This window comes from Citrobacter sp. CK194, from assembly GCF_030333395.1.
Classification (GTDB): domain Bacteria; phylum Pseudomonadota; class Gammaproteobacteria; order Enterobacterales; family Enterobacteriaceae; genus Citrobacter_B; species Citrobacter_B koseri.
The window spans coordinates 616,422-642,972 of record NZ_JAOWGA010000017.1 but is presented as its reverse complement, the minus strand read 5'-3'; the positions used below and the strand labels follow the sequence as shown (position 1 = coordinate 642,972).

Sequence of the window (26,551 nt, the reverse complement as noted above, 5' to 3'; positions counted from 1 at the left end):
TCTTAATGGACAGGCTTAGACCAGGTTCGGCTGATGCTGCCGTAATCAGTAATAATGGAATAGGTCACGGTGTTACCGTCAGTATTGGTGGGCAGAGCCATGTGGGTTGCCGTTTCAGGTACTGCCCAGGTCGCTTTACTGATTTTATGACCATTAATCATCACGCTCTGGAAATTCATATAAAACGGCGTCGGGTTATTGACGACCAGATCGTGACCTTCACGATGCCATTCCAGTTTGTCAGCAACCTCTTCTGGCTTACCTTTCACGGAGGATGGGCGATACAATAATTTAATACGCGTGTTGATCGCGATTTGCAGGGTATTTACCCCCTCAACGTGTTTTGAAGATGGAATAGCCTTGATATTCAGCCAGTACAGCGATTCACGATCCTCGGGCAGATTGCCGCCTGTGCGAATAACCCGCAGAACGTTGTCTTCTTTCGCATTCAGGCGAAACAGCGGCGGCGTAATCAGAAAGGGGGTGTTGCCCGGATTTTTACTGCCGGAATCGACCCAGGATTGTACCAGATAGTCCGTTGAATCTGGGTTTGAAAGACCAAGCGAGGATTCCTTTTTGTCTCCCTGGTAAACAAGACGGGTGCCGTTAATAATAACGCCAGCATGCGCTGTCGCTGCTACCAGAAAAAGAGTGCCCAGTAAATAACCGTGACGCATAAATATTTCTCAGCATGAATAAAAGATATTAGCCCTGAAGAAAGGGCTAATATCTTCGGATGGATAATATCAGTTATAGATAACGGTAAAGGTAGATACGGAATTTGCCGGGCCGGCCGTAACGGCAGCCTGAGTCTGAATATAACGCGCTGCAAATTCCAGATCGTTTACCGTGCTTCCTGCCGTCAGTGGATATTGACGGGAAGGGGTATATAAGCTGACGGGTTGCTCTGACGAGTCGAGCAACTGAATTGCCACACCGGTCCGTCTCCGTGTCTGGCGTTAATGCCAGGGTCGTGCTGTTATCCGTATCCGGCGTACCGCCAAAATTAATGGCGGCAGAGGTCACCGTTTCCGGGCAGTCTTTTAACTGAATATCGAATTTCGTTGGTGTGCTGGTAGAGCCTGCGCCAGAAAATACGGTTTTAGACACTCTGCCCAACTCGACATTTAGCGGGTTACTTAACCCATTAACGACCTGACAAGCGGAGTCAATGATTTCACCCGTAAAGTTAATCTGACCTTCGCCATTTGTTGCCGCAAATGCGGATGCGGAACATCCTACTGTTGCAGCGATGAATAAACCTAAAGCAACCTTGTTCATCATAAATCCTGGTGTATAAGTGGTGAAAACCAGCCTGAACGTTTTCACCGTGGACCCTCAATAACTCTTCGCCGGATATTTAATCAGATTGTTTACGGATTAGAATCGTGTATAAAAATCACAAATATTTGAACTAATGCTTGCGTTTTAATAATTACTACAAAAACAGGTGATTGATGACTGAGATAAAAAACTAACGGCCGGGTCTCCAGAGGGGCTATATTGTTAAAAAAATGTCGCAGTGGAGAATGTCATGGATTATCGCAAAATCATCAAAGAGGTCGGTCGAGGTAAAAATCACGCCCGCGACCTGGATCAGGATACCGCGCGCGGCCTGTATACCCATATGTTGAATGGCGATGTGCCCGAACTGGAAATGGGCGGCGTGTTGATCGCGTTGCGTATTAAAGGGGAAGGCGAAGCGGAGATGCTGGGCTTTTATGAAGCCATGCAGAACCACACGATTACGCTTACGCCGCCGGTCGCCAAACCGATGCCGATTGTCATCCCCAGCTACAACGGGGCGCGCAAACAGGCGAACCTGACGCCGTTGCTGGCGATTCTGCTGCATAAACTGGGCTTTCCGGTGGTGGTACATGGCGTAAGCGAAGATCCGACGCGCGTACTGACGGAGACCATTTTCGAACTGATGGGGATTGCGCCGACGCTGCACGCCGGTCAGGCTCAGGCGAAACTGGATGGGCACGAGCCGGTGTTTATTCCTGTTGGTACGCTGTGCCCACCGCTGGAAAAACAGCTGGCAATGCGCTGGCGGCTGGGCGTGCGTAACAGCGCGCACACGCTGGCGAAGTTAGCGACGCCGTTTGCGGAAGATGCCGCCTTGCGGTTGTCCAGCGTCTCGCACCCGGAGTACGTTCCGCGCGTCGCGAAATTTTTTGCCGACATCGGCGGGCGCGGTTTGCTGATGCACGGCACGGAAGGGGAGGTGTATGCCAATCCACAGCGTTGCCCGCAAATCAGCCTGATCGACCGTTCCGGCGTGCAGGTGCTTCAGGATCGCCAGAGCGAGATGCCCGACGAGCCGGTGCCGCTGCCTGCGGCAAAAGACCCGGAAACCACCGCTCGCTGGATTGAGCGCTGCCTGGCGGGAAGCGAGCCGATCCCGGCTTCCCTGAAAATTCAGATGGCGTGCTGTCTGGTGGCTACGGGAGAAGCGGCGACGTTAACGGAAGGGCTTGCGCGGGTAGCGCAGCATTTTTAAACGTCAGGCAAAAAAAAGCCCGTCCAGTGGCGGACGGGCGAACAAGGGTAACACAGGTTCAATGAGGGTTGGAGCAGTGTGTCTGTCGGCAAACAGACGGGTATAACAGAAACGTGTGAAATTATTTGTAGATAACAGCAGTGCCGCTCATTTTGTTGTTGTTGGTTGCGGAAGTGATGCTATAACCGGTTGCGCCGGCAGCTGCCGCTTTCTCAGCCAGTTTCGCTTCCAGGCCATCCAGAGTGGTGGCGCCTTCCGCAGAAACAACACCGATTTTATTCATGCTTTGCGCCTGGGAAGCCGTTACCGGCTCGGCAGCGAAAACGCCAAATGACAGGGTAGACAGAGCGATAGCAGCAACAGCATATTTGATATTTTTCATGATTAATCTCTCGCAGGTTATTCTTGTGTAGTAAGACGTTGTTCCGTCGATGTGATAAGTATCACGGTTTTTTGCGGGAGATAAAATCGAATAGAATTGACGTCATCCATCAAATAATTTGAATGACAAATAACTTATTGATTATTAATAAATTCAAAACATGGATTTACGCTTCTTGCCGTTTCACTTTACAGAAGAGAGAGTAACGGCACATTTTGCCACGCAGAAGGTGAAAAAGCATGAGAGTAAAAGAACATGCTTACGCTGTTGTTTTACGTAAAGAAAAGTTAGCGTAACTGGCTATCTTTCGATCCTCTGCGATTATATCCTGAGAATGTTGCGTTATGTAAATCTTTCTCCTGCTGGCAGGCAATGCATAGCCTTACTCCCGGAACGGCTTTACGCCGCGCTTCCGGGATAGGATCGCCGCACTCTTCACATTCATACAGGCTTTCGCCTTGAGGAATTTCGCCGCGAGCGCGGGCGACAGCATCTTCAATGGTATTGTTGATTTGTTCATTAACGGCGTCGTCGTTCGCCCACCCGGATGCCATATACCGGTTCCTCCCCCTTTATTCCACACGGTAAGTGTAGTGAATATGGGGTCAAAAATCGTACAGTCAATAGCGCAGAAGCAGGCCGGTATATCAGTCAGCGAAAAACATCAGCGAATGAAAGAGACGGGGGAAGTTTTCCATGCTAAGGAAAACTGCATTCGGTGGGAATGCAGTTACCTGGTAGGGGGTTATTTGTAGATAGTGGCAGTGCCATACATTTGGTTATCGCCACCGGCAGAATTGACGACAAAACCTTTGGCGCCTTGTTCACGCGCTTTTTCTGCCAGTTTATTTTCAAGTTCGCTCAGCGTCGTCGCGCCCGTCGCCGAGACGGTTCCGGCGGGTCTGAGCTGGCCTGCTTCTGAGCTGCTAAGCGGCTGCGCGGCGAATGCACTAAAACTCATGCCAGTGAGCAGAGCAGCAGCCAGTACGGTGAGGCATTTTTTCATAACGGCATCCTCTTAGAAACAACAGGTGGTGCCTCATAAGTTTAGGACGTTGATGACGCAAAATTAACGCAAAAAATTGATTATGATGTGCTTGTTTTTTGAACGATATTTTTTGACGAATATTGACAAATCAATGACATACAGATTATTGATTTTCCAGGATTTTGTCGCTAAGCGCTGCGGAGCGACCCGTGTTCGTTTGCGGTATAAGCGGGCTTTCTCCGTCAGGTTTGTTTACCGCGTTGCGTTATGCGAGTATCTTACGCCGCTGCTAAAAGGAGAATGCCATGTCTGCCCAGAAACCGGGATTGCACCCACGTAATCGCCATCATCATCGTTACGATCTCGCGACGTTATGCCAGGTCACGCCAGAACTGGCGCAATTTCTTACCCGTACGCCTGCGGGTGAGCAAAGCGTTGATTTCGCGAATCCTCTGGCAGTCAAGGCGCTCAATAAAGCGCTGCTGGCGTATTTCTATCAGGTGGCAAACTGGGATATTCCCGAAGGCTTTCTGTGCCCGCCGGTGCCAGGCCGCGCCGATTATATTCACCATCTGGCGGATCTGCTGGGCGAAACCACAGGCGCGATTCCGGCGGATGCGAGCGTGCTGGATGTGGGGACAGGAGCGAACTGCATTTACCCGCTTATCGGCGTGCATGAATACGGCTGGCGCTTTACCGGCAGCGAAGTCCATGCGCAGGCGCTGGCCAGCGCCCAGACGATCATCAGCGGCAACCCAGGATTAACCCGATCGATTCGTCTGCGTCGGCAGAAAGATCCTGCGGCAATCTTCAACGGCATCATTCATAAGAATGAACAGTATGACGCTACGCTGTGCAATCCGCCGTTCCACGATTCGGCAGCTTCTGCCCGTGCGGGAAGCGAGCGCAAACGTCGCAATCTGGGGCAGGATAAAAACGATGCCCTGAATTTTGGCGGCCAGCAGCAGGAACTCTGGTGCGAAGGTGGGGAAGTGGCGTTTATCAAAACGATGATCGCGGAAAGCCAGGCCTTTGGCCGCCAGGTGATGTGGTTCACCACGTTAGTGTCGCGCGGCGAAAATTTGCCGCCGCTGTACCGCGCGCTGACGGACGTCGGGGCGGTAAAAGTGGTCAAAAAGGAGATGGCCCAGGGGCAAAAGCAGAGCCGCTTTATTGCCTGGACCTTTATGGATGACGATCAGCGTCGCCGTTTTATGGCGCGTAAGCGCTAAAGCGTGGGTTCGCTCGGCGGCAGGGGGTCTGTCGCTGGCGCCTGACCGATCGTCGGTGCGGGCAGTACCTGATACGTTTGCACCGGCGCGCGAACGCCTGCCAGATCGAAATGTTTTTTCACCTGGCTGTCGAGCGCGAAGCGTACCGTCCACTGTTTTAAGGGCAAGGTGGTAAAGGAGACCCGCAGCGTAAAAGCGGTATTGGTCAGCCCGACGATCCCGGAGAATGACGGTTCTCCGATAATCAACCCGCGAATATCTTCCGTCTCCATCACCGCAGCCACCGCGTCCTTCAATGCCTGATTGGCTTTATCCGCATCTTCATGGCGATCCACGTCATAGTTAGCCACGACCGAACCAATGCCGCGCACAAAGTTCGCGAAGGTGGTAATCGAAGACCACGGAATAATGTGGTACGCCCCGGTATCCTGACGCACGCCTACCGAGCGAATCGACATTCGTTCCACCGTACCGGTCAGCGGGCCGATAGTCACCAGATCGCCGGTATTCATCCCATTTTCAAACTGGATGAATACGCCGGTAATTATATCTTTCACCAGCGTTTGCGAACCGAACGAAATCGCCAGCCCCAGCGCCCCGGCGCCGGCCAGTAAGGGGGCAATGTTCACGCCAATCTCTGACAGCACGATCATGATAGTGATTGTACTGATGATCACCGCCAGGGCGTTACGAAACAGCGTAAGCAGGGTTCGGGTACGCGCGCTGGGCAAGGGGCGGCCGTGAATATCTGACGCCAGGCGGTTCTCAATCAGGCTGGCGAGGATGGTCCATCCGACCGCAGAGAAAAAGAGGATCAGCGCAATGCGGATCAGAATATCGACGGTTTTTTCTCCCGCGCCGTTGTGCAGCCAGTTCCAGAAGTCGAATAACCCCCAGGCGTTGAGCAACAGCATGATCGCCACGCAAACCGTCAAGATTCGCGCGGCTTTCAGGGCGGTTGACAGCCAGCCGTTCAGCCGTTTTTGCAGCTCAGGATAGTTGCGCTGCGTAGGGGGCGACAGCGTAATGGTTTTGGCTATCCAGCGTGAGAACATGCCGGAAACAAACGCGGCGACACCGATAATGAGCAGGCTGCGTACCGTCGCGCCCATCATAAACTTCAGGCTGTTGCCCGGGTCGAACAATGAGAAGAAAAACAGCACGATAAAATAGGCGCTGGCCAGCCAGTGCCACACCAGCGCGAAGGCGCGAATAAACAGACTGAAAAAGGCCAGCGACCGTTCCGCGAGATTCAGCAGATGTTGGGTGATCTCTTTTTTGTTTTTGAAGATCAGATACAGCGCCCACAGCGTAATGCACAGCATGATGATGACGTTTGCCATCGCGCCGACCTGGACGTTGACCTGGTTGGAGATAATCGGCACGGCGACGATCAGACCATAGCCGATCAGGCTACTGAGCGAACTCAGACGGCGATTCCAGTAGCGTGCGCTGGCGTCCTGAATCGTGAACGGACGCAACTCCGCTACGTTAGGGCAAAAGATCAGGCGCAGAATGGCTTTGAAAAACTCAATCAGGGCAAACGCGTTCAGGAACAGACTTTGTTGAAAGGCGATGGTTCGGCTGCCGGCGTTCATTCTGTCGCTCAGTATCTGCCCGACAAACAGGGTCAGCGCCAGCAGGAGCAGATCGATGATAAATGCGCCGATAATCATTGCGGGAAGCTGTAGCCAGTTGCTGCGGTCGCGATTTTTTTTGCGCGCCCACTGACCCATTTTGCGATACAGCGGCAGCGCGCAAAGCCGTATCAGCCAGTAAAAGACAAATACCGAAGCTGCCAGCATCAGGAAGTGGGTCAGGGCATTGGTAAATGTCTGCGTGTTAAACGGCTTATGCGGCGAGTCGGTGATGTTACGATAAAGCTGGGCAAAGCGCCCGGAGAGGGCTTCTCCGTAACGCCGGCTGATGTCGGTTACTTTCTCCAGTACCGTTTTTTCTTCCGTAACCGTGGGCGGTGTTATCGTGGGGACGGGCTCTGGCGGCGGCGTGGCGGCGACTTTTCGTAGCTGGTCGATGAGCTCCTTGCGAGAGGTCTCGTTTTCCAGCACATCCGCCAGCGCTGCGTAGGCGGCTTTCTTTTGTTCGACATCGGGTTCAGCCGCAGGCGCGGCCTCCTGACTGCCTGAGGCGTCCGTTGTGACGCCGGGGATCGCGACCGCATGCGCGGGGGCGCCCAGCAGTAAAAAGAGGATGAACAGGATCCGCCGCATGACTCCTCCTGTGAGAAATATAAGCAAAAAGATAAGTATAGATGCTTAAAGAGGAGGGATTTGAAATGGGAGGATTCCGGGGAAACCCTCCCTTCCGGGCGGAAGGGAGGGGCGTGCCTCAGGAAACGTGCTGCAAGAACTCCTGCAAACGCTGGCTGGGCGGATTTTCAATCAGGGTTTGCGGATTACCGTCTTCCGCAATGCGCCCTTTATCGATGAAAATCAGACGGGAGGCCACTTTCTCGGCAAAGCCGATTTCGTGGGTCACAATGACCATTGTCATCCCTTCTTCCGCCAGATCCTGCATGACTTTCAGCACTTCGTGACGCAGTTCCGGGTCCAGCGCGGAGGTCGGTTCGTCAAACAGCATCATTTTCGGCTTCACCGCCAGCGCGCGGGCAATCGCCACACGCTGCTGCTGACCGCCGGAAAGTTCGGAAGGGTAGTGATGCGCGCGCTCTGCCAGCCCGACTTTCGCTAATAACTCTTTGGCCTGCTTTTCGGCATCTTCTTTCTTCGCGCCGCGCACGCGCAGCGGCCCGAACATGACGTTTTCCAGCGCCGTCAGATGCGGGAAGAGATAGAACTGCTGGAACACCATGCCGGCTTCCTGACGGATTAACCGCTCATCCACCTTCGGATCGTTCACTTTCAGACCATCAACAATCAACTCGCCGGACGTGATCTCTTCCAGTTTGTTGATGCAGCGCAGCAGAGTGGACTTCCCGGAGCCGGATGGCCCGATGATGACCACCACTTCACCCTGTTTGATGTTCAGATCAATATTGTGCAGCACCTGGGTTGGCCCAAAATGCTTGGAGACGTTTTTAAATTCAATCACAGGATTTTCATCCTTCTTTCCAGACGACGCAGAATGAAGCTCAGCACCAGCGTAATGATCAGATAGAACACCGCAACGGCACTCCAGATTTCCAGCGCGCGGAAGTTACCGGCGATGATTTCCTGCCCCTGACGAGTCAGTTCAGCGACGCCGATAACAATAAACAGCGAGGTATCTTTGATGCTGATAATCCACTGATTACCGAGCGGCGGCAGCATACGGCGCAGCGCGAGCGGTAAAATAACGTGGCGAATGGTTTCGCCGCGAGACAGCCCTAACGCCAGGCCCGCTTCGCGAAAACCTTTGTGGATAGACAGCACCGCACCGCGCGTGATTTCTGCAATGTACGCGCCCGAGTTAATCATGATGGTGACAACGGCGGCGCTGAAGGGATCAATTCGCAGATCGTTAAACGCCATCGGCAACGCGAAGTAGATAAACATCACCTGCACAACGATAGGCGTACCGCGAATCACTTCGATAAAGACCAGCGCAACGTGGTTGGCGATCCAACCACCAAAGGTGCGCGCAAAACCCGCAAGCAGCCCGATGACCAGGCCGCCAGCCAGACCAAGGATTGAAATCCACAGGGTCATTTTGGCGCCTTCAATCAATAGCGGGATGGCGGGCCAGATGGCACTCCAGTCAAACTCCATAAATTGTTCCTGTTACCGTGGTGAAAATACTCAAAGGCCTGTACGCCCGGTAAGCGCAAGCGCCACCGGGCGTAACAAGCTAAAATACAGCGTTATTATTTAGGTTCAGTACCGAACCATTTTTTGTAGATTTCGTTATAGGTGCCGTTTTCACGCAGCGTTTTCAGCGCGCCGTTCACTTTCTCACGCAGTTCGTCGCTGCCTTTCGGGAAGGCGATGCCGTATTGCTGCGCTTCCAGAGACTCACCTACCGCTTTAAACTGACCATTGCCCGCGGTTTTGATGAAATAGAGGATGTTTGGCGTATCGTGCAGAACGGCGTCTGCGCGGTTGGTGCCCAGTTCCATGTAGGCGTTATCGATGTTCGGGAACTGACGCAGATCTTTGGTTTTGATGTTTGCTTTCGCGTAATCGACAGAACCGGTGCCGCTCTTCACCGCAACCACTTTGCCGTCGAGGTCTTTCACGCTTTTCACATCGTTGTTATTGGCTTTCACCATGACCAACAGACCGCTTTTGTAATAGCCGTCAGAGAAGTCGATCGCTTTTTTACGTTCGTCGGTGATCGTGATGCCTGCCAGCGCCAGGTCGACGTTTTTGGTTTGCAGCGCCGGGATGATGCCGCTGAAATCCATCGGTTTCAGGGTGTAGTCCAGATTCAGCTCTTTCGCGACAGCGGCCCACAGATCCACATCAAAGCCAACGTATTTGTCGCCCTGTTTGAATTCAAACGGAACGAACGCCGTGTCGGTTGCCACGACGAGTTTCTTATCCGCGGCGTGAGAAGACACCGCAAAAGCCAGGGTAAGTGCAGCCAGTGAAACTTTTAATACAGACTTCATAGCATTTCCTTTTATATCCACGGGGCGATCCCCTGCGAGAACATATGGCGTAATGAAAGAATCGTGCCAATTATGCAACTCATTGTTTTAAAAAGAAGGCGTTTCATTTTAATGCACAATAAGCGTGGCAAAACTGACGGATTGCACCGTTTTGGGGCACTGATTTAGTGCAGACCGAATCGGGTGCAAACGGTATGACTATTTAGCGCAAAAATTGTTGCTAAAACAATCTCTCGTTAACGATTGTGTGAGGTGATTATTACAAATATTTTACTTTACGGCAGGGCGGAAGAAATTTGATGCACTATAAAAGTGCAAAACCCCCGCCGAAGCGAGGGTTCATAGGTCTTACTTATCATGCTGCTTATTCGATGTTGGCTTCGATGAACCACAGGAATTTATCGAGGTCGCGGGAAGCAGCGGTAAAGATATCAGCAGTGTCTTCGTCTTTGGCTTCGCTGATGGCTTTACGAACATCATTGGCGACAACAGAGTAACGATCCGCCAGCTCTTTCAGGTGATCCTGAACGCTATGGATATCCAGCGGGTAGCTTTTCAGCGGTGTTTTGCTGTTAATCACTTGCGTTGTCCCTAATGCCACGCCACCCAGCTGTACGGCACGTTCTGCCATGGTATCAAGGTGGTCGGTCAGCGCTGTACGGAAGCCATCCAGCATCTCATGTACGGCAATAAAGTTAGCACCGCGCATATTCCAGTGAGCCTGCTTAGTGATCAGTGACAGGTCAATGAACTGGATCACCTGACGATTCAGCAACTCAACCGTCGCTTTCTTATCGCTGTCTGATACATCGTTGCGGGTATAAAGCAGATTAGACGCTTTCGTTTTTACCAGTTTAGCGGTACTCATAATCTCATATCCTCTTGATGTTTTGTGTCCCAGGTAATTAACGAAACTAAGTATAGCACCGGTTTTTCATTTTGCTTTTCTGTCTGTGCCTATCACTTTAATAGTGCAGAAAGTGTTTAATATTGAAAATGATTAAAAATCAATGTGTTATTAAATTAAGTGTCAGCATGTTAATAATTCTCATTCACTGTGAGCGATAAACATAAATAGGTTTGCAGGCAGCAGAAAAATAGCGGAGATAATAATAATGAGAAGGATGAAAGCAATATTCTGCATGATTATGCAAATCATGCAGAATTGTAACGTTAATTAATGTCGACTTGCTGAATTTTCGTTTCCCGCCGGATGGTGAGCGTGGACCCCATCGAGGCGGCAATGATGGCGGCCAGGGCCAGAAGCTGCACCAGCGTCAGCGTTTCTCCCAGGAAAATCATCCCCGAAACGGCAGCCAGCGCGGGCTCCATGCTCATCAGCGTCCCAAACGTTCGCGTGGGCAGTCGCGTCAGCGCGATCATTTCCAGCGAGTAGGGCAGCGCCGTTGACAGCACGGCGACAGCCAGACCCAGTGGGAGAATCGACCAGTGCCATAATGCCTCTCCCGCCTGTAGCGCGCCAACCGGAACGAAAACGATCGCCGCAATGAGCGAGCCTACCGCCACGGTCGCGGGGCCGTGTTCTTCACCCGCCCGCTGCCCGGTCAGAATATAGATAGCCCAGCAGGCGCCTGCGCCGAGCGCCAGCGCGGCACCCGTTAAATCAACATGCGATACGCCCTGACCAAGCGGCAACAGGAACCAGAGTCCAAGCACGGCCAGCACAACCCAGATGAAATCGACAGGCCGTCTGGACGAGAACAGCGCGACCGCCAGCGGCCCGGTGAACTCCAGCGCAACGGCGATGCCGAGCGGCACCGTCTGAATCGACAGGTAAAACAGGTAGTTCATCCCGCCAAGCGACAGACCGTAAAACAGGAGCGGCAGCCGCTGTTCTCTGGCAAAGCGCAGACGCCAGGGCTTAAAGAACGCAATCAGGATTAGCGTGCCTAGTGCCAGACGCAGTGCGGTAACGCCCGGCGCCCCGACGAGAGGGAACAGCGATTTCGCCAGCGAGGCTCCGCTCTGAATAGAGGACATCGCAATGAGCAAAACCAAAATAGGCAGCCAGACTGGCTTACGTGACGACCCCGGCATCCTTTCTCCTGTCAATTAATGTCAATAGAAGTAAAAAAGGCAGTGTAATAGAAATAACCTCTGACGGTTGAGTATTCGTTGAAAAAAAATCCCGGAGAATCCGTAAAATATCGATGAATTGATGGATTAATAAACTGCGTAATTAGGAATTATCTGGATGAATGTACCATATTGTGCGCGTAATAATGGTGCGCTTCACCGGAAAAGTGATGTTATTTGAAAGAGATAGCGGGTTATGGAAATGTTCTGTTACACGAAAAGACCCGTTAGACATCGCGAATCGCAAAGAGTTTCTCATCAATTTTTGATATATTTATAACTTAGGATTTACTTGAAGCACATTTGAGGTGGTTATGAAAAAAATTGCATGTCTTTCAGCACTGGCCGCTGTTCTGGCTATTTCCGCAGGTACTGCTGTAGCTGCTACTTCTACCGTTACGGGTGGTTACGCTCAGAGCGATGCTCAGGGCGCAGCGAACAAAATGAACGGTTTTAACCTGAAGTATCGCTACGAGCAGGACAACAACCCGCTGGGCGTAATCGGTTCCTTCACCTACACAGAAAAAGATCGTACTAACGGTGCTGGCGATTACAACAAAACTCAGTACTACGGCCTCACCGCCGGTCCTGCTTACCGTCTGAACGACTGGGCAAGCATCTACGGTGTTGTTGGTGTGGGTTACGGTAAATTCCAGACTGCTGCCACCCCGGCTGACAAACACGACACCAGCGACTACGGTTTCTCCTACGGTGCCGGTTTGCAGTTCAACCCGATCGAAAACGTTGCGCTGGACTTCTCTTATGAGCAGAGCCGTATCCGTAACGTGGACGTCGGCACCTGGATCGCCGGTGTTGGTTACCGCTTCTAATCACTTCGGTGATATGAAAAATCCGCCCCGAGGGGCGGATTTTTTTTGTCTGATGTGTAGGCCGGATAAGGTATTTATGCCGCCATCCGGCAATGCCTGATGGCGACGCTGAGGCGTCTTATCAGGCCTACAACATTATCAGGACTACAGGTTAGCGCTGTTTGGTACTAAAAATATCCGTACCCAGATGGTTGTAATCCACCTTCTGCAACTTGAAGTTGGTGATGAAGACCGGTCCGGCTTTCTGCTCAGAGATAAAACGGTATTTGGTTTTAATCTCTTTCGCGCTGATCCCCGTCCATTGCGAGAAAAAGCCTAAGAAATCATTTGCCGAGCGGCGCGCTTTAATCACGTGATGCGCTTTGTCATCGCTGGAAAGCACCATAAACGGCACCTGAAAATTCTGCTGATACCTGTCGTCATGCGCCAGATACTGCACCTCTTTCCCGCGCTCTTTAAATGCGAGACCATGATCCGAGAAGTAGACCATAGAGAAGCTGTCGCCGCTGTTACGCAACTGCGCGTACAGTTTTCCCAGCAGCGCGTCCGTTTGGGTCATGGTGTACAGGTAGCAAGAGGTCTCTTTCGACTGCACGAAAACGTCGTATTTTCCCTGCGTGCGATCGCAGGCCTGCGGGTGCGAGCCCATCAGGTGCAGCACAATTAACTGCGGCTGCGTGCGTTCTGTCTCCAGTACCTGAGCGGTCATTTTTAACAGCGCATCGTCACGCGTATTCTTGTCGGCTTCGAAGTCTCCGCTTTTCAGGAAGTGCGCTTCATCGGCACGTTTCGCGATGCTGGCGATAGCCGTATCGTATTCGCCGATTTGCCCCTGATTCGAGAACCACCAGGTCTGGAAACCGGCACGGTTGGCCAGCGTCACAAAGTTATCCTGGAATTGCGGCTTGTTGTCGACCACGCGGTTGAGCGTTAAACCGAGCGATTTTTGCGTTGAGCCGCTGGCGGCAACGTAATCCATGAAAAAATAACCGTTGGCGGTACTGGCGAACGGGGTGTTATCCCAGTGACCGCCGAATGCGCCCATTGCGTCACGCCGCGCGCTTTCACCGATCACCACCACGTAGGTATGGTATTGGGGCTTAACCGCAGTGACCGTCCAGGTATCCTTCATCCCGGATAGCTTCGCCATCCGCTCTTGCTCCTCAATCACCTCATTGTTGTTGACGATGACATCCTTCACGAAGCGAAAAACCGGGTAGCCGGTGTCTTTTAATTTAAACACGCCGCCCCACGCCAGGTTTTGCACCGGCGCGACAAAAAAGGCGATGACGCTGAACAGCAGACACACGCTGTCCACAATGCGCCAGGCTTTTTTCTCCGCCTCTTGCTTACGGCGAACGGCAATCACGCCCAGCGCAAAGATAAAGAGGCCTACCAGATAGTTGTACCACGGGAAGATGGTCAGGATTTCGGTGGACTCTTCCACATTGGTCGAATGCAGCGCCAGCAGCGTATTAAAGTTTGGCGAGCCGTAGGCCTGGCCGAACGGGAAATACATGGCGGCGATCAGCGAGCATAGCCCGATCAACACCTTTTGCGCGCGCGGCGAGGTGCGCCAGAGCAACAGCAATAGGCAGGTAAAGGCCGCTGTATAGAACAGGCTAAACGGGTAGCCCGACGCGAGGTTAATCAGCAGCGACTGTAAAAAGTAGAAGCCAGTCCACGGGCTAATGGCCCTGCTGCGGGCAATAAGCGAGTCTTTGAGGGTTAAATTCATATGCCACTATTGCAAAAACGCCATGTGCTCACCCTGGCGTTAAGGGTCAATACCTGCCGGAAAGTGCGTGAAGAGGGGATGGGGTCCGCATCTGCGAGCCGCAATATATGCAGGGCTGCGCAACGATAGAGCGTGTGTATAAGAAGGTCAACTACTACAAGGAAAATGTTTTGCGAAGGGGGCAGCAAAACCGACAAAAAGAAAGGGTATTGAGATAAAACACAGCTCGAGCGCACCTTGATGCGAGAAGATGGCGTCAAAATGGAGCGGCGTACCGCGACGCCGCGTTATTTTGACGAGGGCTGATCCTGCTCGGGTTTGCCGTTGATCATGTCACACAGCATGGACAGCAGCATTAACCGTACTTTAAAGGGAGAGTGGCTAAACACGCGCATACACCTCTTAAATTCGTTCATAGAAACCTCCTGACTTTACGATCCCATCGATCCGTGAAGGATGCCTGCATTACATACAGATATAGCACAGGCTATATTATAAAGCATCAACTATCTACGAAAAACAATAACTTAGAGTTTTATCAATAGGTTACGTTAGTTAATGTTCGTCATTATTCGGCAGTATTTCTAAGTTGTCGCGACAATTTTGCGACATTTTAGTGGGTTAAGCCGCACGGCATCTTCAAGGTGGCTTGGGGCGAAATGCGCATAACGCATCGTCATAGTGATATCGGCATGACCGAGTATTTTTTGCAGGACGAGTATATTCCCACCGTTCATCATAAAGTGGCTTGCAAATGTATGGCGCAGTACATGAGTAAGCTGGCCGGAGGGGAGTTCAATGCTTGCGCGTTCCAGCGCAGAGCGGAACGCGTTATAGCAGGGCTTAGGGAACAGAGCTCCTTTCGTTTCAGGCAATTCGGATAGAAGTTCATCATCAAGGGGGATCGTTCTGTTACGCTTCCCTTTGGTTTTGACGAATGTGACTTTACCGCCAGCGATCTGAGAGCTTTTAAGCGTTGCCGCTTCATTCCATCTTGCGCCGGTAGCAAGACAGATTTTCACGACTAGCTCTAAGTATTTTACTTTGCTTCGTTTGCATTCCAGCAAAAGCCGATCAATTTCTTCAGCTGTGAGGAAAGCCATTTCGGTTTCATCTGTGCGGTATTGTCTGACGTTCTCCAGTGGGTTAGGTGCTGACCACTCACCGATCCGTTTCAGCTCATTGAACATAGCTAGGAAATAAGCGTGTTCAAGGTTCATTGTTTTAGGTGAAACCTTAGAAACACGGTTAGTACGGGCATAATGCCCTTCAAGCCTTTTGGCGCGGTATGCTGTAAACAGCTGGGCATTAAACTCAGTGGCCAGCGGAAAACCCATACACTCCGCTGCCCAGGTCATTGCGTCTTTACGCTTTTCACCATTGCGCAGGGCAACGCCGTGGCGCTCGTACCACATTGTAATCAGGTCGATTAAAGTTCGTTTATCTTTCCCTTCACCTAACCACGGCGCACTATCTACCTTTTGAAGCGTGTGATTCTCAAATGCCAGGGCTTCCCCCTTCGTGGCAAATTTTTTACGTATACGCTTCCCGCTCTTACCATTACTACGGTTGACGGTGTAGAAGTCGGCGATCCACTGTCCATTGGGAGTTTTTCGTACTGACATATTTTTCCCACGAAATAATTATTTATTGTTGGTTGTCTGATTTTCTTTTATTAATTTAAGATATTCATATTTGAAAATACATATTGAATGATCTTTCAATGATAGGGCAAATGCTTTGTCTGCAAAAGCGTCAATATATCTGTAATTGTTATTAGCGCTGCTGCTACATATGGAGTTGGACTCTATTAAAAAGGTGTCCTTCCCCGACTTGATTCTCTCTCCTTCGAATACACCGCGTGAAAGAAAAAGTATAGGAAGAACACAGATTATGCTATAAGAAAGGGATTTGTTTTTGAACGGAATATACTCCATCAAGGCACTGTTTCTACTGGTTGTAAAATAAAAAATAGTGGATAGCGCCCAGCCAAAGGAAACGTACCTTTGCATTTTACTGCCAGTAATAAAATTGTATAGAATAGCACCAATAGTTATAGCAGCCATTAGTAATATGTAGCTAAAACGAATTATTATATCAATTTTCTCACCTTTTGTTTTTGAAGAGAAATTTTCAGTAGAGTTAGCTTTGGGGCCATTGAATATATTTAAGGCAACTTGCGTAAGATACATCACAATAGCTATTATCATTGGCCATATAGCAGATTTTATTATATCTGACACACCAATGTAATTAAGGATGTTAATATCAAAATGTCCCCAGAATCCCCATAGATAGGCGGTACTCAACATTAAGAGATATGCTGAAATGACAGTACTGTTTAGAATTGTTTTTTTTTCCATTGTAGTGATATTCCTTTAAATTAATTATTTAATTTTAAGTACCACTCGGCCAATAACGGTTATATCGTCAATTCCACAATCAAAAGCCATTCCTACGCCGCTAACTCTAACTTTCCGTACAGGTATACGCGTAAGGGTTCTGATGCTGTGCTTGCCCTCAACATTAACCAGCCAATCATCATCATAAATTTCAGTGAAATTTTGTTCGACAATGAATTGCGTGGCGTTATCAATAACGCAGATAGGATTTTGCGGTAATGGTTTTCCCGGTAAAAAAGTAACCTTGTCTAACAGGAGTATTCCTGATTCGTACAGTTGCCCATCCACTATTTTACGGCGTGGAATCTTTAATATGTCTAATTCTTCGTCGTTATACTTGCGCCCGTTGCCGGTTGCTAGCCACTCCAGGTTAACACCGGTTTCAGCGACACATCTCACAACCATATCCGCAGGAAAGCCGCCGCGTTTGTACCTTCCCGCCAAACTGCTGGAGGCCATATCAAAATGGTCTGCGAGCATCAATTTCGAAGTAAAACCATATGCCTCAATGACCCGGTCTAAAACTTCACTGCTATGTCCGATTTGTTCTAAAGGGAATTTGCTCATTACATCAATGGCGACTCGTAAAATGCGAAAAAAAACTTGATTTGTCGCTTTTTGCGATATAGCCTCTCCGGTGTTGTAGTTTTTTACGAATATTGACGTTTTTAGACCTGTATTGCCGTACAGGTTAACTTGTGGAGTTTGCCTTATGCGTCCAAACATTACAATCATCATCCCAGAACCATACCTGCCTTTAGACGAGTATTGCCGCCGTACTGGCACCAACAAAGAAACCGCCAGGAACCTGATCGAATACGGGAAATTACCTATCAAGCCGAAGGGTAAGCAAAAGAAAGGTCTGGTCGAAGTCAATATGGCAGCGCTCACCGTTCAGGCGTTAAGCGAATGTGATATTTCGCTTAACGCGTAATCCATCCTACGGATTAGGGAGAGGCAAACAATGTTTGATTACCAGACCTCTAAACATGCGCACTTTGATGCGGCTTGCCGAGCATTTGCAATTGAGCACAATCTTGAAGATGTGGCCGCTGCCGTTGGTATGAGGTCGCAGATCCTGCGCAACAAACTGAACCCAGCGCAACCGCACCGCCTAACCTGTGATGAGCTTTTGGCTATCACGGATTACACCGAAGATGCGCGTTTACTTGATGGGATGTTAGGTCAGATTAACTGCCTTCCATCCGTGCCGGTGAACAATGCCACTGAAGCCAATATGCAACTGTGTGCGCTTAGCGCCACTGCGTGTGTGGGCGCGATTGCTGGGGAAGCCGTATCAACTGGCCATATGACCGCCGCCCGCCGTACACAAATTCTTGATCGCGCCCGCGATGCTATCCGTAGCCTTTCTGTGCTGGCTTATACCGTTGAAACCCGCATTCACTCTGCGCCGGTTCTGGCCGCTGCGGTGGATCTGGTGACAACCAGCGCCACAGGCATGATGTGAGGAACAACATGAAAGCATTTGTTACTTACCTGAAAAAAGAATCACCCGCCATGCAACGGCCAAGCGGTTCAACGGGCTGGATAGAACTGCCGAACGGTCAGCGCTGGAACCCTGGCCACACGTATAAATTCAATGCGCATGAGCCTGTTCGAATGAAAGGCGGGGTGGTTTTACGTTTCTTGTCTACAAAAGCCCGTCGCCTGGTTGGGTGTATAGGGGGGCGCTATGGCGATTAGCCAGGAACAACAAAAGCGCGGACTGGAACATTTAAAACAGATTCGCCGCAAATATTTCAGCAATAGCAGCGAAGCCGCTGACTGGTGGGACAAATTAACTCCTGAATGGCGGGGTGTTGTTCTTCATGCAGCCGCAGTGACTTCTGGAACTGGGGTGTTTAAAGCCCACTTAAGTAAATGCTGCTGGCGAGAGCTTTTTGAACGCCTGGACTACAGAGCAATGATCCAACTGCGTCAGGGCATAGCCCGCGCGCGTCTTACGCTTGATGGTTTTGGGTCGTTGCGTGACAGCGATTTTTCCACCCGGTCAGCAAGCCGTCCAATCAAAAAGGCACACCCGATCAGCAGTCGTAACGGGGTGCAGATGATTATTGCTCCTCACATCGTTAATAAGTTACAGCAACAGGGGAATCACTAATGACCATTATTTCAGTTGAAGGAAAAATGTTGGGGGCGGAGCTGGCCGCGTGGGGTGTCCCACATAATTACGCTGTTACCTTTGCAGCGAAAAGCACTGCGAAAGATGGGCGTATCGCGTTGCATCCGTTCTTCTTTAACGACACAGAACACATGACAAGTCCGCGCCACTGGCTGGCCATTAATGCGGCTTTCTGGTGCTGCGTTTACCGCGAGGCGGAAAACAAAGAAGCGCAGATTGAAGCACTGGCCGGAATCCGTGCACTTTTCTATGCAGCTGGTGCGTTGGGCGTTGGCGAAATTAAGGCGCTGATCCAGGAGTGGTGGCGACACACTTACGAGTTGCACCAGGTTCCTGCGCCGAACTATTCAGCCGTCACTGTTCAACCCATTTTTCACTAATTAACTACCAGAAATTTTTGGCCACAGCTCAAGTGGCCGGGGATTCTTTTGCCTTAAGGAAACCAAAATGCACATGACACGTCAGGATTTACCTGCAACAAAATCAGGCGCTGACCTGCTGGCCATGCTCACCAAAGCCACGCAGGAAGGTAAAGCCGCAGCTGCTGATCTGTGTTCCACTCGTCTGGAAAAGCTGGCCACCCATGCAGCCAGTGAAGGTTTAAGTGCAACGGAAATCGTTGAGTTAATCCGCGAAGAGGCCGCAGCTATTTGCAGCAAAGGGGGTGCAGCATGGCAGTGAAAATTCATGCGGTAAAGGTTGCCCCTAAATATCTCAATGCTGTTGTAGCTGGCCAGAAAAGGGCGGAGCTGCGTAGGAATGATCGTAACTATAAAACAGGTGATGTTCTTTCGCTGTGTGAGTGGAAGCACGGGAAATACACTGGGCGAGAGTGGGCGGCGGTTATCACTCATGTTTTGCCGGTGAATGAAATTATCGCTGGTGTAGACCGCTGGGTAGTTCTGTCCATTCGTTCAATGTCACCGCTTGAAGTGATGGAGTACATCATTTCTAACGGCGTATCAGGGCTGCTTTTAAACGGGGTTGAATATGGCCATTAAAACTCCGCTTAAATGGGTGGGCAGTAAAGCCCGCCTTATGCCAAAGCTACGTCCTCATTTACCAAAGGGAAAGCGTCTGGTTGAGCCGTTCGCTGGTTCGTGCGCCGTCATGATGAATACGGATTATGACGAGTATCTGATCGCTGATGTAAATCCTGATCTGGTTAATCTGTATAAGACGATGGCTTATCACACTGATGCGTTGCTCATTGAGCTGGAGGGTTTATTTTCTGCCGGTTCACTAGGCGATGAAGAAAGCCGGGCAATTTTCTATTACGCGGTGCGTGATGCCTTCAACCAGTCCGGCAAATCCTTTGGTTCTGAATCTGTGGAAGCTGCTGCGCGTTTCCTGTTCCTGAACCGGCACTGCTTCAATGGCCTGTGCCGATACAATCGCCGTGGCCAGTTTAATGTCCCGTTTGGGAAGTATAAAAAGCCCTATTTCCCAGTTGATGAGATCCGCGCGTTTGCAGATAAAGCCAAACGAGCAACGTTTATCACTGCCAATTATTCAGAAACGCTTGATTTGGTGCGGCCTGGCGATGTGGTGTATTGCGATCCGCCATATCTGACCGATGCCGATAATTTCACGGCTTACCATGAGCGTGGTTTTTCGCATATGGATCATGGTCGGCTGGCGCGTAAGTTGCGAAAGCTGGCGATGAAGGGTGTTAGTGTCGTCGCATCAAATAGCGATCTTGAAATGGTGCATTACCTTTACGCCGGTTTTAAATCAGTGCGTATTAATGCGCCGCGCAGTGTTGGTGCAGCAGCTGCAAGTCAGAAATCAGCAGCTGAATTGATTATTAAGTCCCCCATCAACGTAACGAACGATGTTCAGGTGGTGGGGGCATGATGATGGAAATCCTGATCGGCGTTTATGCCTTATTTGCCTGTATTACCTTTGTTTTTCTCTTATGGGATGAACAGCAGGATGACTTCAGTCATGATGTTGATGACTTTTTGCTGATCACTTTAAGTGCAGTTTTCTGGCTACCACTGGTCGCGGCCGTGCTGGTGGCATTCCTGATTGATTTCTGGAAAAAATGGGTTAATCGTGGCTGATATGCTGGATATTGGCCAACATCACGCCGTCGATGCCTGGCGGCGTGAAACCTTTGCGCCGGGAACGCCAGCAGATGCCACTATCACAGAGCGCCGTTTATGGGCTGTTAATCCAGAGGATTATGAATGGCGCTCCCAGTACCTGCATGAGATACCCGACTGGTTAGCTGGGTATTTTGGCAACCGTTATGAAAAGCTGCTGGCTGGTCGTGACGGGCGTCGCCGTGCCAATACATTTCTGCGTCAGACTATCGGCGGGAATGTATTGCCACGTCTGCGCAAAGTGGCCGCACGTTACAAGCTGGCCGCTGATGCACTTGATCTTCCTTTTGGTAAGTCGCTGGAGCGACTGCCATCACTTGACCGTCCAGATCTTAAAAAACTGTCTGGACAGATATCTGGCTGGATCTCCCAGTCACTGTATGACTTCACCGATCAGTTTATGGGCAGCACTGAAGATGCCGCAGAGCTGCGCCGCCGTACGCTGGAGTCTTATCGCCATTTGTGCGCCTGTTCACTGATGCTGAATAATCAGCCTCCGTACTGGGCGGAACATGAAGCCAGTGACGGCCAACTGGAAACACGCAAGGCTGAATCCGGCATTCTGCGCATGATGGCGCCAGAGTGGTGGTATCAGCGCCTTAAGCGTGCGCGTGATGTACAGCGTGAGCATCTGGCTATAGCTGTGGGGCAGGTACAGAAAGCAGCCAGTGCTTATGTGTCCCGTAAAACGCTGGGCGAATGGATAGAACAGAAAAAGCGCAACGCTGAGTTTTTTAAAAAATTCGACCTGATAAATGAGCATGGGGATCGCGTAGCGCTGGCTGATATGGTTCATGGTAGCGTGGCCAATCCTGCGATACGTCGTTGTGAATTGATGGTTCGTATGCGCGGATTTGAAGATATTGCCAATGACGAACGGCTGGCCGGTGAGTTTTATACCATCACCGCACCATCACGTTTCCATGCAGTGCACAGTAAAGGCGGCTTTGTTTCTCAATGGAATGGATACACGCCGCAGGATACCCAGCGCTATCTATGTGGTGTATGGGCAAAAGCCCGTGCAGCGCTCTCCCGCGCTGGTATCCATGTCTTCGGGTTTCGGGTTGTAGAGCCTCACCATGATGGGACTCCCCACTGGCATATGTTGCTTTTTATGCGCCCACAGGATGTGGACACGGTACGCGATATTCTTTGCTATCACGCACGTATCACTGATTCTGAAGAACTACAAACACCCCACGCGCTTAAGGCGCGTTTTCATGTTGAGCCTATCGATCCTAAAAAGGGGTCGGCCACTGGCTATATCGCTAAATACATATCAAAAAATATTGATGGCTTTTCGCTCGATGGCGAAAAAGATGATGAGACCGGGGAAAACCTGCGCGATATGGCTAAAGCCGTTTCAGCATGGGCATCACGCTGGCGCATTAGACAGTTCCAGCAGATAGGCGGTGCGCCGGTGACGGTATGGCGTGAGTTGCGCCGTCTGCCAGGTGATGGACAGATTTTACCAACTGAAGATATGGATAACGTGCGTTTTGCAGCAGACGTGGGCGACTGGCGAGCTTATACCGAGTGCCAGGGGGGCGCGTTTGTTATGCGTAAGGATCTGACCGTCCGCCTGGCGTATGAGGTAACTGAGCAGGGTAACGAATACGCAGAGGACGTGCAGCGCGTACAGGGCATCTACTCGCCACATATTCCAGATTCTGAGGTATGTACGCGTCTGGTGAAGTGGCAGAAGGTTACGAAGTTGGCCGAAGCGTCAGCGGAGGCGGGTTTTGACCTTGACCTTAAACACCCTTGGAGTTCTGTCAATAACTGTACTGAGGGGGGAACCCGCAGACGGTTAAAACTGGAGTTACGCAGTCGTGGTTTTGATGGTTCTGATGAGGAAATCACCATACTGACGCGGGGGAGTGGTTTAAGGTTTGGCCATACAGCCCTGATTTATCGTAATGGCAGGTTGCAGGAAGCGCGAAAAGAGCCAGTCCAGGAGTTATGGCCGGGATGGGTATAGTGTTGTAAGTCTGTGAAACACCTTCTTTTTGTCGGTAGATAGCAGGAAATTAAATTTCACAATTTGTGCTTAAAGGTGTACTGTATGTATATCCAGTTATTTTATGTTTTTGGGGGCTAAATGGATCTTTTGGAAGCGTCGGCACAGCTGGAGCGCATTGAGTTATTGGCCAAAATTGCCCATGTTTACGAAAGTGACCAGAGAGAGAAAACGATCGCTTTGGCCTGGATTGGTGAAATCGCGGGAGAAATGCGGGAAATGGTCAGGAAAGAAGTGAAAAGCCCCCAGTCAGGGGGCTTAAGCGGCGGGTGTCGCTTTCAGTAGGTCTAATGCCATCTGACGCTGATCGGGTGAAAGTGCACCCAGTATTTTTTGCACCATTGCATCACCCGTTTTAGCGCTGGGGCTGAGAGTGTGGGAGAACGTCAGATTCATGACAAACGTATGACCACACTCCACATCTGAACAGGCGCAGTAAATATCGGCAATCTGTCGGTGTTTCCGGTTTGTTTTACGAATAACAGCCTTTGAGCCGCATTCCGGGCATTCGATTTTCAGAACTCGCATATTCCATGCTCCAGCTGTTAAATAATGCCTGGATTTTAGCCTTTTTCGTCTCATACCGCATCCTTATCTGTTGATTCTGCGTAACTTAAATCAAAGTTAAGGTGCAGTCTTTCCGGTATTTCGGGATCGTTGTTAACGGCCAGCATGAACCGGCGCTGAATGGGCGCAACTTCGCTTTTCTTGTAAATACGTTCAACCTTTTCAACGTCGCCCAGTCCGGCAGTGTTCTGCGGAACGATTCCGGAAAGGCCAGCAGGAAAGCGGTGTGCATTCAGAATGTCCTGGGCGCTGATATTCTTGACGTTTGCAAACTCATCCTTTGCGGAAATATCACCCATTTCAATGAACTTGATAGCGTCACCGTCGCCACCAGGAATATTTACCAGAATGGTGGAGAAGTTGCCGATCCCTTTACTGTCACGCAGCTGCTGTTCAATCTCTTCTTCCATTTCGTCCGTCATGCTGGGGTCGCGGGTGTATAGAATACCGCCCGTGTGCGCACCGTTGTGGTAATAACGGCGCCGGAAAATGACAGCTTCACTGTTGAGTAACGCAGAATGCACACCGCCGATGTAATCCGGTAGCCCGTAGATGTGCTGTTGCGGGTCGTACATCTTAATGAAAATAATATCTTCCTGCGGCCATACCTCCGGTTCCCCTTCCTGTAATACCACGTAATCGCCAGGCTGATCCGTGGCATTGTCCCTGACCTTCCGGCGACGGATATACAGTCCGGGGAGAGGTTCAAGGCCGATCACGTCTCCCCAGCCATTGCGGATTTTACCAATTGCGATATCACCAAACGTTATATAGTCGAATGCTGCCGCCTCAAGCTGGTCATGAATCAGGCCACCTCCTTTGTAGTCGGAGATAATCATATTCTTGCGGGCGTGGATGATGCCGCCATGCTGCCCGTTAAGGTTAATCAGCTGTGCCAGCGCCAGCCGGTCAATCGGTTGTGTGAAATGATCGGCGGCGTTGTCGTACCAGATATCACGGTAGTCTGTGCCGGTAGTCAGTACCGGTTCAGGCTTGCCGAATGTGATAATGCTCATTTTTTTGGACTTATCGCCGCGCTGGTCGCGCTTAATGAAGCGTTTCTTTTTACTCATGCTGCCTTTTTCCTTACGCCCCAGCGGGACTGCGGTTTGTTTTCATAGTTAAGAGGTTCGTTATGTAGCGCGTGGGTAATTGCCCAGAATGCTTCCGCATGTCCGGTATCCTGACTGCGGTCAGCGACAAATGTCATCGCGTTACCGCTTTGGGTTGTTGTACGGCGCACGGCCATGAAGCTGGCCGGGATCTCCTTAAGGTTTTTGTCCCATTCGATACGCTGGCTTTCCACCACGTCCGCTGCTTTCAGTACCAGCTTATTTTTGGTGTTCAGGTCGTAACGAATTGCGACGGCCACGCGCATGGCAAAGTGCTGGATGTTGTCAAAAACACCCTGGCCAATGCCGGTCACGTCAACGCCCAGATAAGAAAAGTTGTACTGGCTGAACAGTTTTTCTATCTGCTTTGCCTGGTATCGGAAGTTCATGCCCTTCCAGTAAATAACTCTCAGAACGCGGAATTTCTCCACGGCGAGCAGTGGCGGAGCGATAATCACAAAACAGGACAAATCCCCGCTGCGTGCCGGGTCAAAACCTCCCCATACCGGGCGATCACCGAATGGCCGCGCCGCATCGGGGTTGTGATCCTGCCAGGTGTCCACCTCCACGCCGCAGGCTTCCAGGTCGGAAAAGCTGAAAACGGAATCCTTGCTGTCAACGAACACGCACATGTAGAGCATGTTGAATGTGGCGGTGTTGTAGCGGTTGCGCAGTTTCTCTATGTTGGCCAGGTTGAAGCCGCCCGCAATGGCATCCTCCATCGTAATGACATAGCGCCACTGTCCATCCGGGCAGAGTCGCCCGCCATCACGCATTTCGTCAAAGGACGGGAACTTAATGGCCGCACGTTTCTTGCTGCCCTGTTTCCATTCATCGCCTGTCCAGAACGGGTACGCCTGGTGTGTCTTTGCTGACGGTGTTGAAAAATAGGTGGTACGCCACTTGTCATGTGTGGCCATTGCGCTGGCCACTTCGTTAAGTCTGGCGAAGTTTGGCACCCAAAAATATTCATCGCAGTACAGGTGGCCGCTGTAGGACTGTGCAGTGTTTTTGTTGGTGGACAGAAAGCGCAGTTCTGCGCCGTTGCTTAAACGGATCGGGTTGCCGGTCAGCGTGATACCGAAATACTGCTCTGCAATGTTCACGATGTAAGACCGGAACACTTCAGCCTGAGCCTTTGATGCGGACAGAAATATTTGCGGATCGCCGGTCATCACCGCGTTTTCAAACGCTTCAAACGCAAAATACCAGGTCGCACCGATCTGACGGCTTTTCAGTATGTTCCTGACTTGCTGGCCAATGTTATTGCGCAGGTGTTTCTGATATTCAAAAAGATGTTCATCAGCCCATGCGTCAAAGTCCTCCTGCGTCAGCGATGAGATATCATTTTTCTTGTATTTGCGTTTCCCTTTCCGGCTTTCGTCGTGAACAGCGTATTCCCCTGTTTGTTCGCTGTTCTGATTTCCCCCCTGGCTGTTGGCCATCTTCTCTTTATGCTTATTACTTTGCGCACGCAGTTTCGTGGCATGTGCGATAAGCATGTCCATTTCTTTCAGGTCGAGATCGGTTTTGTTGTCGCGGCTGGCCAGCAGCTGGTAACGGCGTTCAATTGCTTCCTCTGTGCTTTCAAAACTGAGCAAATCCGCCCAGCTATATTTCTCCGCCCAGTAGTAAACGATCCGCGCATTCGGCAGATTTAATTCAGATGCAATTTCCTTTGGCGTATAGCGGCGCAGATAAAGTGCGCGGACAACGCCTTTTAATTCTTCAGAGTATTTAGCCATGCGGATAATTATGCCGTGGCTGTAATGAAAAAACGGTGGTGTTAATTCGTGTCTGTTCGGTAAAGCGTTATAACCGAACTGAACAGAATAAAGCGTAATGCGGTGGCGGTATTT

At 50.7% G+C, this 26,551-nt stretch carries 31 protein-coding genes and 1 pseudogene; 13 read left to right on the top strand and 19 right to left on the bottom strand.

The window, feature by feature from the left end; genetic code table 11:
• Nucleotides 1–2 precede the first annotated feature (2 nt).
• Both OGX80_RS11475 and OGX80_RS11470 read right to left on the bottom strand, forming a co-directional pair.
• Nucleotides 3–677, bottom strand: a complete 675-nt coding sequence (locus tag OGX80_RS11475) for a fimbrial biogenesis chaperone (protein WP_115181810.1) — start codon at nt 675–677, stop codon at nt 3–5.
• A 69-nt stretch (nt 678–746) separates the two neighbouring features.
• A pseudogene (locus tag OGX80_RS11470) lies at nt 747–1,281 on the bottom strand (fimbrial protein).
• Between the two features lie 253 nt (nt 1,282–1,534).
• On the opposite strand from OGX80_RS11470, the gene ybiB reads away from it, so the two are divergent.
• Nucleotides 1,535–2,503, top strand: a complete 969-nt coding sequence (ybiB, locus tag OGX80_RS11465; protein WP_012133171.1) for a DNA-binding protein YbiB — start codon at nt 1,535–1,537, stop codon at nt 2,501–2,503.
• Between the two features lie 121 nt (nt 2,504–2,624).
• Here the strand turns inward: ybiB and ybiJ are convergent, their stop codons facing one another.
• From ybiJ to mcbA, 3 genes are all read right to left on the bottom strand, one after another.
• Nucleotides 2,625–2,885: a DUF1471 family protein YbiJ gene (ybiJ, locus tag OGX80_RS11460; protein WP_012133170.1), complete on the bottom strand. Its 261-nt coding sequence runs from the start codon at nt 2,883–2,885 to the stop codon at nt 2,625–2,627.
• 287 nt (nt 2,886–3,172) lie between these two features.
• Entirely contained in the window at nt 3,173–3,439 is a 267-nt protein-coding gene (locus OGX80_RS11455; RefSeq protein ID WP_047457957.1) for a DksA/TraR family C4-type zinc finger protein, read from the bottom strand.
• A gap of 191 nt (nt 3,440–3,630) precedes the next feature.
• Nucleotides 3,631–3,891, bottom strand: a complete 261-nt coding sequence (mcbA, locus tag OGX80_RS11450) for a DUF1471 family periplasmic protein McbA (RefSeq protein ID WP_012133167.1) — start codon at nt 3,889–3,891, stop codon at nt 3,631–3,633.
• A gap of 287 nt (nt 3,892–4,178) precedes the next feature.
• On the opposite strand from mcbA, the gene rlmF reads away from it, so the two are divergent.
• Nucleotides 4,179–5,105 carry a 23S rRNA (adenine(1618)-N(6))-methyltransferase RlmF gene (rlmF, locus tag OGX80_RS11445; protein WP_115181809.1) on the top strand — a complete coding sequence of 309 codons (927 nt, stop codon included), beginning with the start codon at nt 4,179–4,181 and terminating at the stop codon, nt 5,103–5,105.
• Here the strand turns inward: rlmF and ybiO are convergent.
• The 6 genes from ybiO to rhtA form a co-directional block, all read right to left on the bottom strand.
• Nucleotides 5,102–7,336, bottom strand: a complete 2,235-nt coding sequence (ybiO, locus tag OGX80_RS11440; protein WP_115181808.1) for a mechanosensitive channel protein — start codon at nt 7,334–7,336, stop codon at nt 5,102–5,104. The two genes, rlmF and ybiO, sit on opposite strands and share 4 nt — an antisense overlap.
• 118 nt (nt 7,337–7,454) lie before the next feature.
• Nucleotides 7,455–8,177, bottom strand: coding sequence for a glutamine ABC transporter ATP-binding protein GlnQ (glnQ, locus tag OGX80_RS11435; RefSeq protein WP_012133163.1), 723 nt, complete (start codon nt 8,175–8,177; stop codon nt 7,455–7,457).
• Nucleotides 8,174–8,833, bottom strand: a complete 660-nt coding sequence (glnP, locus tag OGX80_RS11430; RefSeq protein WP_012133162.1) for a glutamine ABC transporter permease GlnP — start codon at nt 8,831–8,833, stop codon at nt 8,174–8,176. The genes glnQ and glnP overlap by 4 nt, the downstream gene beginning before the upstream one ends.
• Nucleotides 8,834–8,928: 95 nt before the next feature.
• Complete coding sequence (gene glnH / locus OGX80_RS11425) at nt 8,929–9,675, bottom strand: glutamine ABC transporter substrate-binding protein GlnH (RefSeq protein ID WP_012133160.1); 747 nt, start codon at nt 9,673–9,675, stop codon at nt 8,929–8,931.
• A gap of 364 nt (nt 9,676–10,039) precedes the next feature.
• The gene (dps, locus tag OGX80_RS11420; protein ID WP_012133159.1) at nt 10,040–10,543 is read right to left on the bottom strand and encodes a DNA starvation/stationary phase protection protein Dps; all 504 of its coding nucleotides are present in this window, start codon (nt 10,541–10,543) and stop codon (nt 10,040–10,042) included.
• Between the two features lie 305 nt (nt 10,544–10,848).
• A complete protein-coding gene (rhtA, locus tag OGX80_RS11415) occupies nt 10,849–11,733 on the bottom strand; it encodes a threonine/homoserine exporter RhtA (protein WP_012133156.1) in 885 nt (294 codons plus the stop codon).
• A gap of 353 nt (nt 11,734–12,086) precedes the next feature.
• Between rhtA and ompX the strand changes: the two genes are divergently transcribed.
• Nucleotides 12,087–12,602 carry an outer membrane protein OmpX gene (ompX, locus tag OGX80_RS11410; protein ID WP_012133153.1) on the top strand — a complete coding sequence of 172 codons (516 nt, stop codon included), beginning with the start codon at nt 12,087–12,089 and terminating at the stop codon, nt 12,600–12,602.
• 151 nt (nt 12,603–12,753) lie between these two features.
• Here the strand turns inward: ompX and OGX80_RS11405 are convergent, their stop codons facing one another.
• The 5 genes from OGX80_RS11405 to OGX80_RS11385 all read right to left on the bottom strand — a co-directional run bounded on the left by OGX80_RS11405 (nt 12,754) and on the right by OGX80_RS11385 (nt 17,309).
• Nucleotides 12,754–14,340 carry a phosphoethanolamine transferase gene (locus tag OGX80_RS11405; RefSeq protein ID WP_115181807.1) on the bottom strand — a complete coding sequence of 529 codons (1,587 nt, stop codon included), beginning with the start codon at nt 14,338–14,340 and terminating at the stop codon, nt 12,754–12,756.
• Nucleotides 14,341–14,627: 287 nt separating this feature from the next.
• A complete protein-coding gene (mntS, locus tag OGX80_RS11400) occupies nt 14,628–14,756 on the bottom strand; it encodes a manganase accumulation protein MntS (protein ID WP_047457949.1) in 129 nt (42 codons plus the stop codon).
• A 168-nt stretch (nt 14,757–14,924) separates the two neighbouring features.
• Nucleotides 14,925–15,965 carry a phage integrase gene (locus OGX80_RS11395; protein ID WP_286451992.1) on the bottom strand — a complete coding sequence of 347 codons (1,041 nt, stop codon included), beginning with the start codon at nt 15,963–15,965 and terminating at the stop codon, nt 14,925–14,927.
• Between the two features lie 18 nt (nt 15,966–15,983).
• Nucleotides 15,984–16,703, bottom strand: a complete 720-nt coding sequence (locus OGX80_RS11390) for a hypothetical protein (protein WP_286451993.1) — start codon at nt 16,701–16,703, stop codon at nt 15,984–15,986.
• A gap of 24 nt (nt 16,704–16,727) precedes the next feature.
• Nucleotides 16,728–17,309: a phage repressor protein CI gene (locus tag OGX80_RS11385; RefSeq protein ID WP_286452001.1), complete on the bottom strand. Its 582-nt coding sequence runs from the start codon at nt 17,307–17,309 to the stop codon at nt 16,728–16,730.
• Nucleotides 17,310–17,454: 145 nt separating this feature from the next.
• Here OGX80_RS11385 and OGX80_RS11380 point away from each other — a divergent pair, with 145 nt between their 5' ends.
• From OGX80_RS11380 to OGX80_RS11335, 10 genes are all read left to right on the top strand, one after another.
• The gene (locus tag OGX80_RS11380) at nt 17,455–17,676 is read left to right on the top strand and encodes a regulator (RefSeq protein ID WP_200089712.1); all 222 of its coding nucleotides are present in this window, start codon (nt 17,455–17,457) and stop codon (nt 17,674–17,676) included.
• A 30-nt stretch (nt 17,677–17,706) separates the two neighbouring features.
• A complete protein-coding gene (locus OGX80_RS11375; RefSeq protein WP_200089710.1) occupies nt 17,707–18,210 on the top strand; it encodes a phage regulatory CII family protein in 504 nt (167 codons plus the stop codon).
• An 8-nt stretch (nt 18,211–18,218) separates the two neighbouring features.
• Nucleotides 18,219–18,446, top strand: a complete 228-nt coding sequence (locus OGX80_RS11370; protein ID WP_160880273.1) for a phage filamentation protein Fil family protein — start codon at nt 18,219–18,221, stop codon at nt 18,444–18,446.
• Nucleotides 18,436–18,864 carry a hypothetical protein gene (locus OGX80_RS11365; protein WP_160880271.1) on the top strand — a complete coding sequence of 143 codons (429 nt, stop codon included), beginning with the start codon at nt 18,436–18,438 and terminating at the stop codon, nt 18,862–18,864. Before OGX80_RS11370 ends, OGX80_RS11365 begins: the two co-directional genes overlap by 11 nt.
• Nucleotides 18,864–19,265 (top strand): hypothetical protein, encoded by a 402-nt coding sequence (locus tag OGX80_RS11360; protein ID WP_160880269.1) that lies wholly within the window; start codon nt 18,864–18,866, stop codon nt 19,263–19,265. The genes OGX80_RS11365 and OGX80_RS11360 overlap by 1 nt, the downstream gene beginning before the upstream one ends.
• Nucleotides 19,266–19,332: 67 nt before the next feature.
• Nucleotides 19,333–19,566 carry a DUF2732 family protein gene (locus OGX80_RS11355; protein ID WP_286471224.1) on the top strand — a complete coding sequence of 78 codons (234 nt, stop codon included), beginning with the start codon at nt 19,333–19,335 and terminating at the stop codon, nt 19,564–19,566.
• Complete coding sequence (locus OGX80_RS11350) at nt 19,557–19,886, top strand: DUF3850 domain-containing protein (protein ID WP_286471223.1); 330 nt, start codon at nt 19,557–19,559, stop codon at nt 19,884–19,886. Before OGX80_RS11355 ends, OGX80_RS11350 begins: the two co-directional genes overlap by 10 nt.
• On the top strand, nt 19,876–20,742 hold the full coding sequence (locus tag OGX80_RS11345; protein WP_286471222.1) for a DNA adenine methylase: 867 nt from the start codon (nt 19,876–19,878) through the stop codon (nt 20,740–20,742). Before OGX80_RS11350 ends, OGX80_RS11345 begins: the two co-directional genes overlap by 11 nt.
• Nucleotides 20,739–20,951: a hypothetical protein gene (locus OGX80_RS11340; protein WP_160880259.1), complete on the top strand. Its 213-nt coding sequence runs from the start codon at nt 20,739–20,741 to the stop codon at nt 20,949–20,951. Before OGX80_RS11345 ends, OGX80_RS11340 begins: the two co-directional genes overlap by 4 nt.
• A gap of 1 nt (nt 20,952) precedes the next feature.
• Nucleotides 20,953–22,974: a replication endonuclease gene (locus tag OGX80_RS11335; protein WP_160880294.1), complete on the top strand. Its 2,022-nt coding sequence runs from the start codon at nt 20,953–20,955 to the stop codon at nt 22,972–22,974.
• Nucleotides 22,975–23,271: 297 nt separating this feature from the next.
• On the opposite strand, the gene OGX80_RS11325 is transcribed toward OGX80_RS11335, so the two are convergent.
• From OGX80_RS11325 to OGX80_RS11315, 3 genes are read right to left on the bottom strand one after another with little or no spacing between them, the layout of a single operon-like run.
• A complete protein-coding gene (locus tag OGX80_RS11325; RefSeq protein WP_160880257.1) occupies nt 23,272–23,595 on the bottom strand; it encodes an Ogr/Delta-like zinc finger protein in 324 nt (107 codons plus the stop codon).
• Nucleotides 23,592–24,653 carry a phage portal protein gene (locus tag OGX80_RS11320; protein WP_286471220.1) on the bottom strand — a complete coding sequence of 354 codons (1,062 nt, stop codon included), beginning with the start codon at nt 24,651–24,653 and terminating at the stop codon, nt 23,592–23,594. The genes OGX80_RS11325 and OGX80_RS11320 overlap by 4 nt, the downstream gene beginning before the upstream one ends.
• Nucleotides 24,650–26,437 (bottom strand): terminase large subunit domain-containing protein, encoded by a 1,788-nt coding sequence (locus OGX80_RS11315; RefSeq protein WP_172773937.1) that lies wholly within the window; start codon nt 26,435–26,437, stop codon nt 24,650–24,652. The genes OGX80_RS11320 and OGX80_RS11315 overlap by 4 nt, the downstream gene beginning before the upstream one ends.
• Nucleotides 26,438–26,551: the final 114 nt, after the last annotated feature.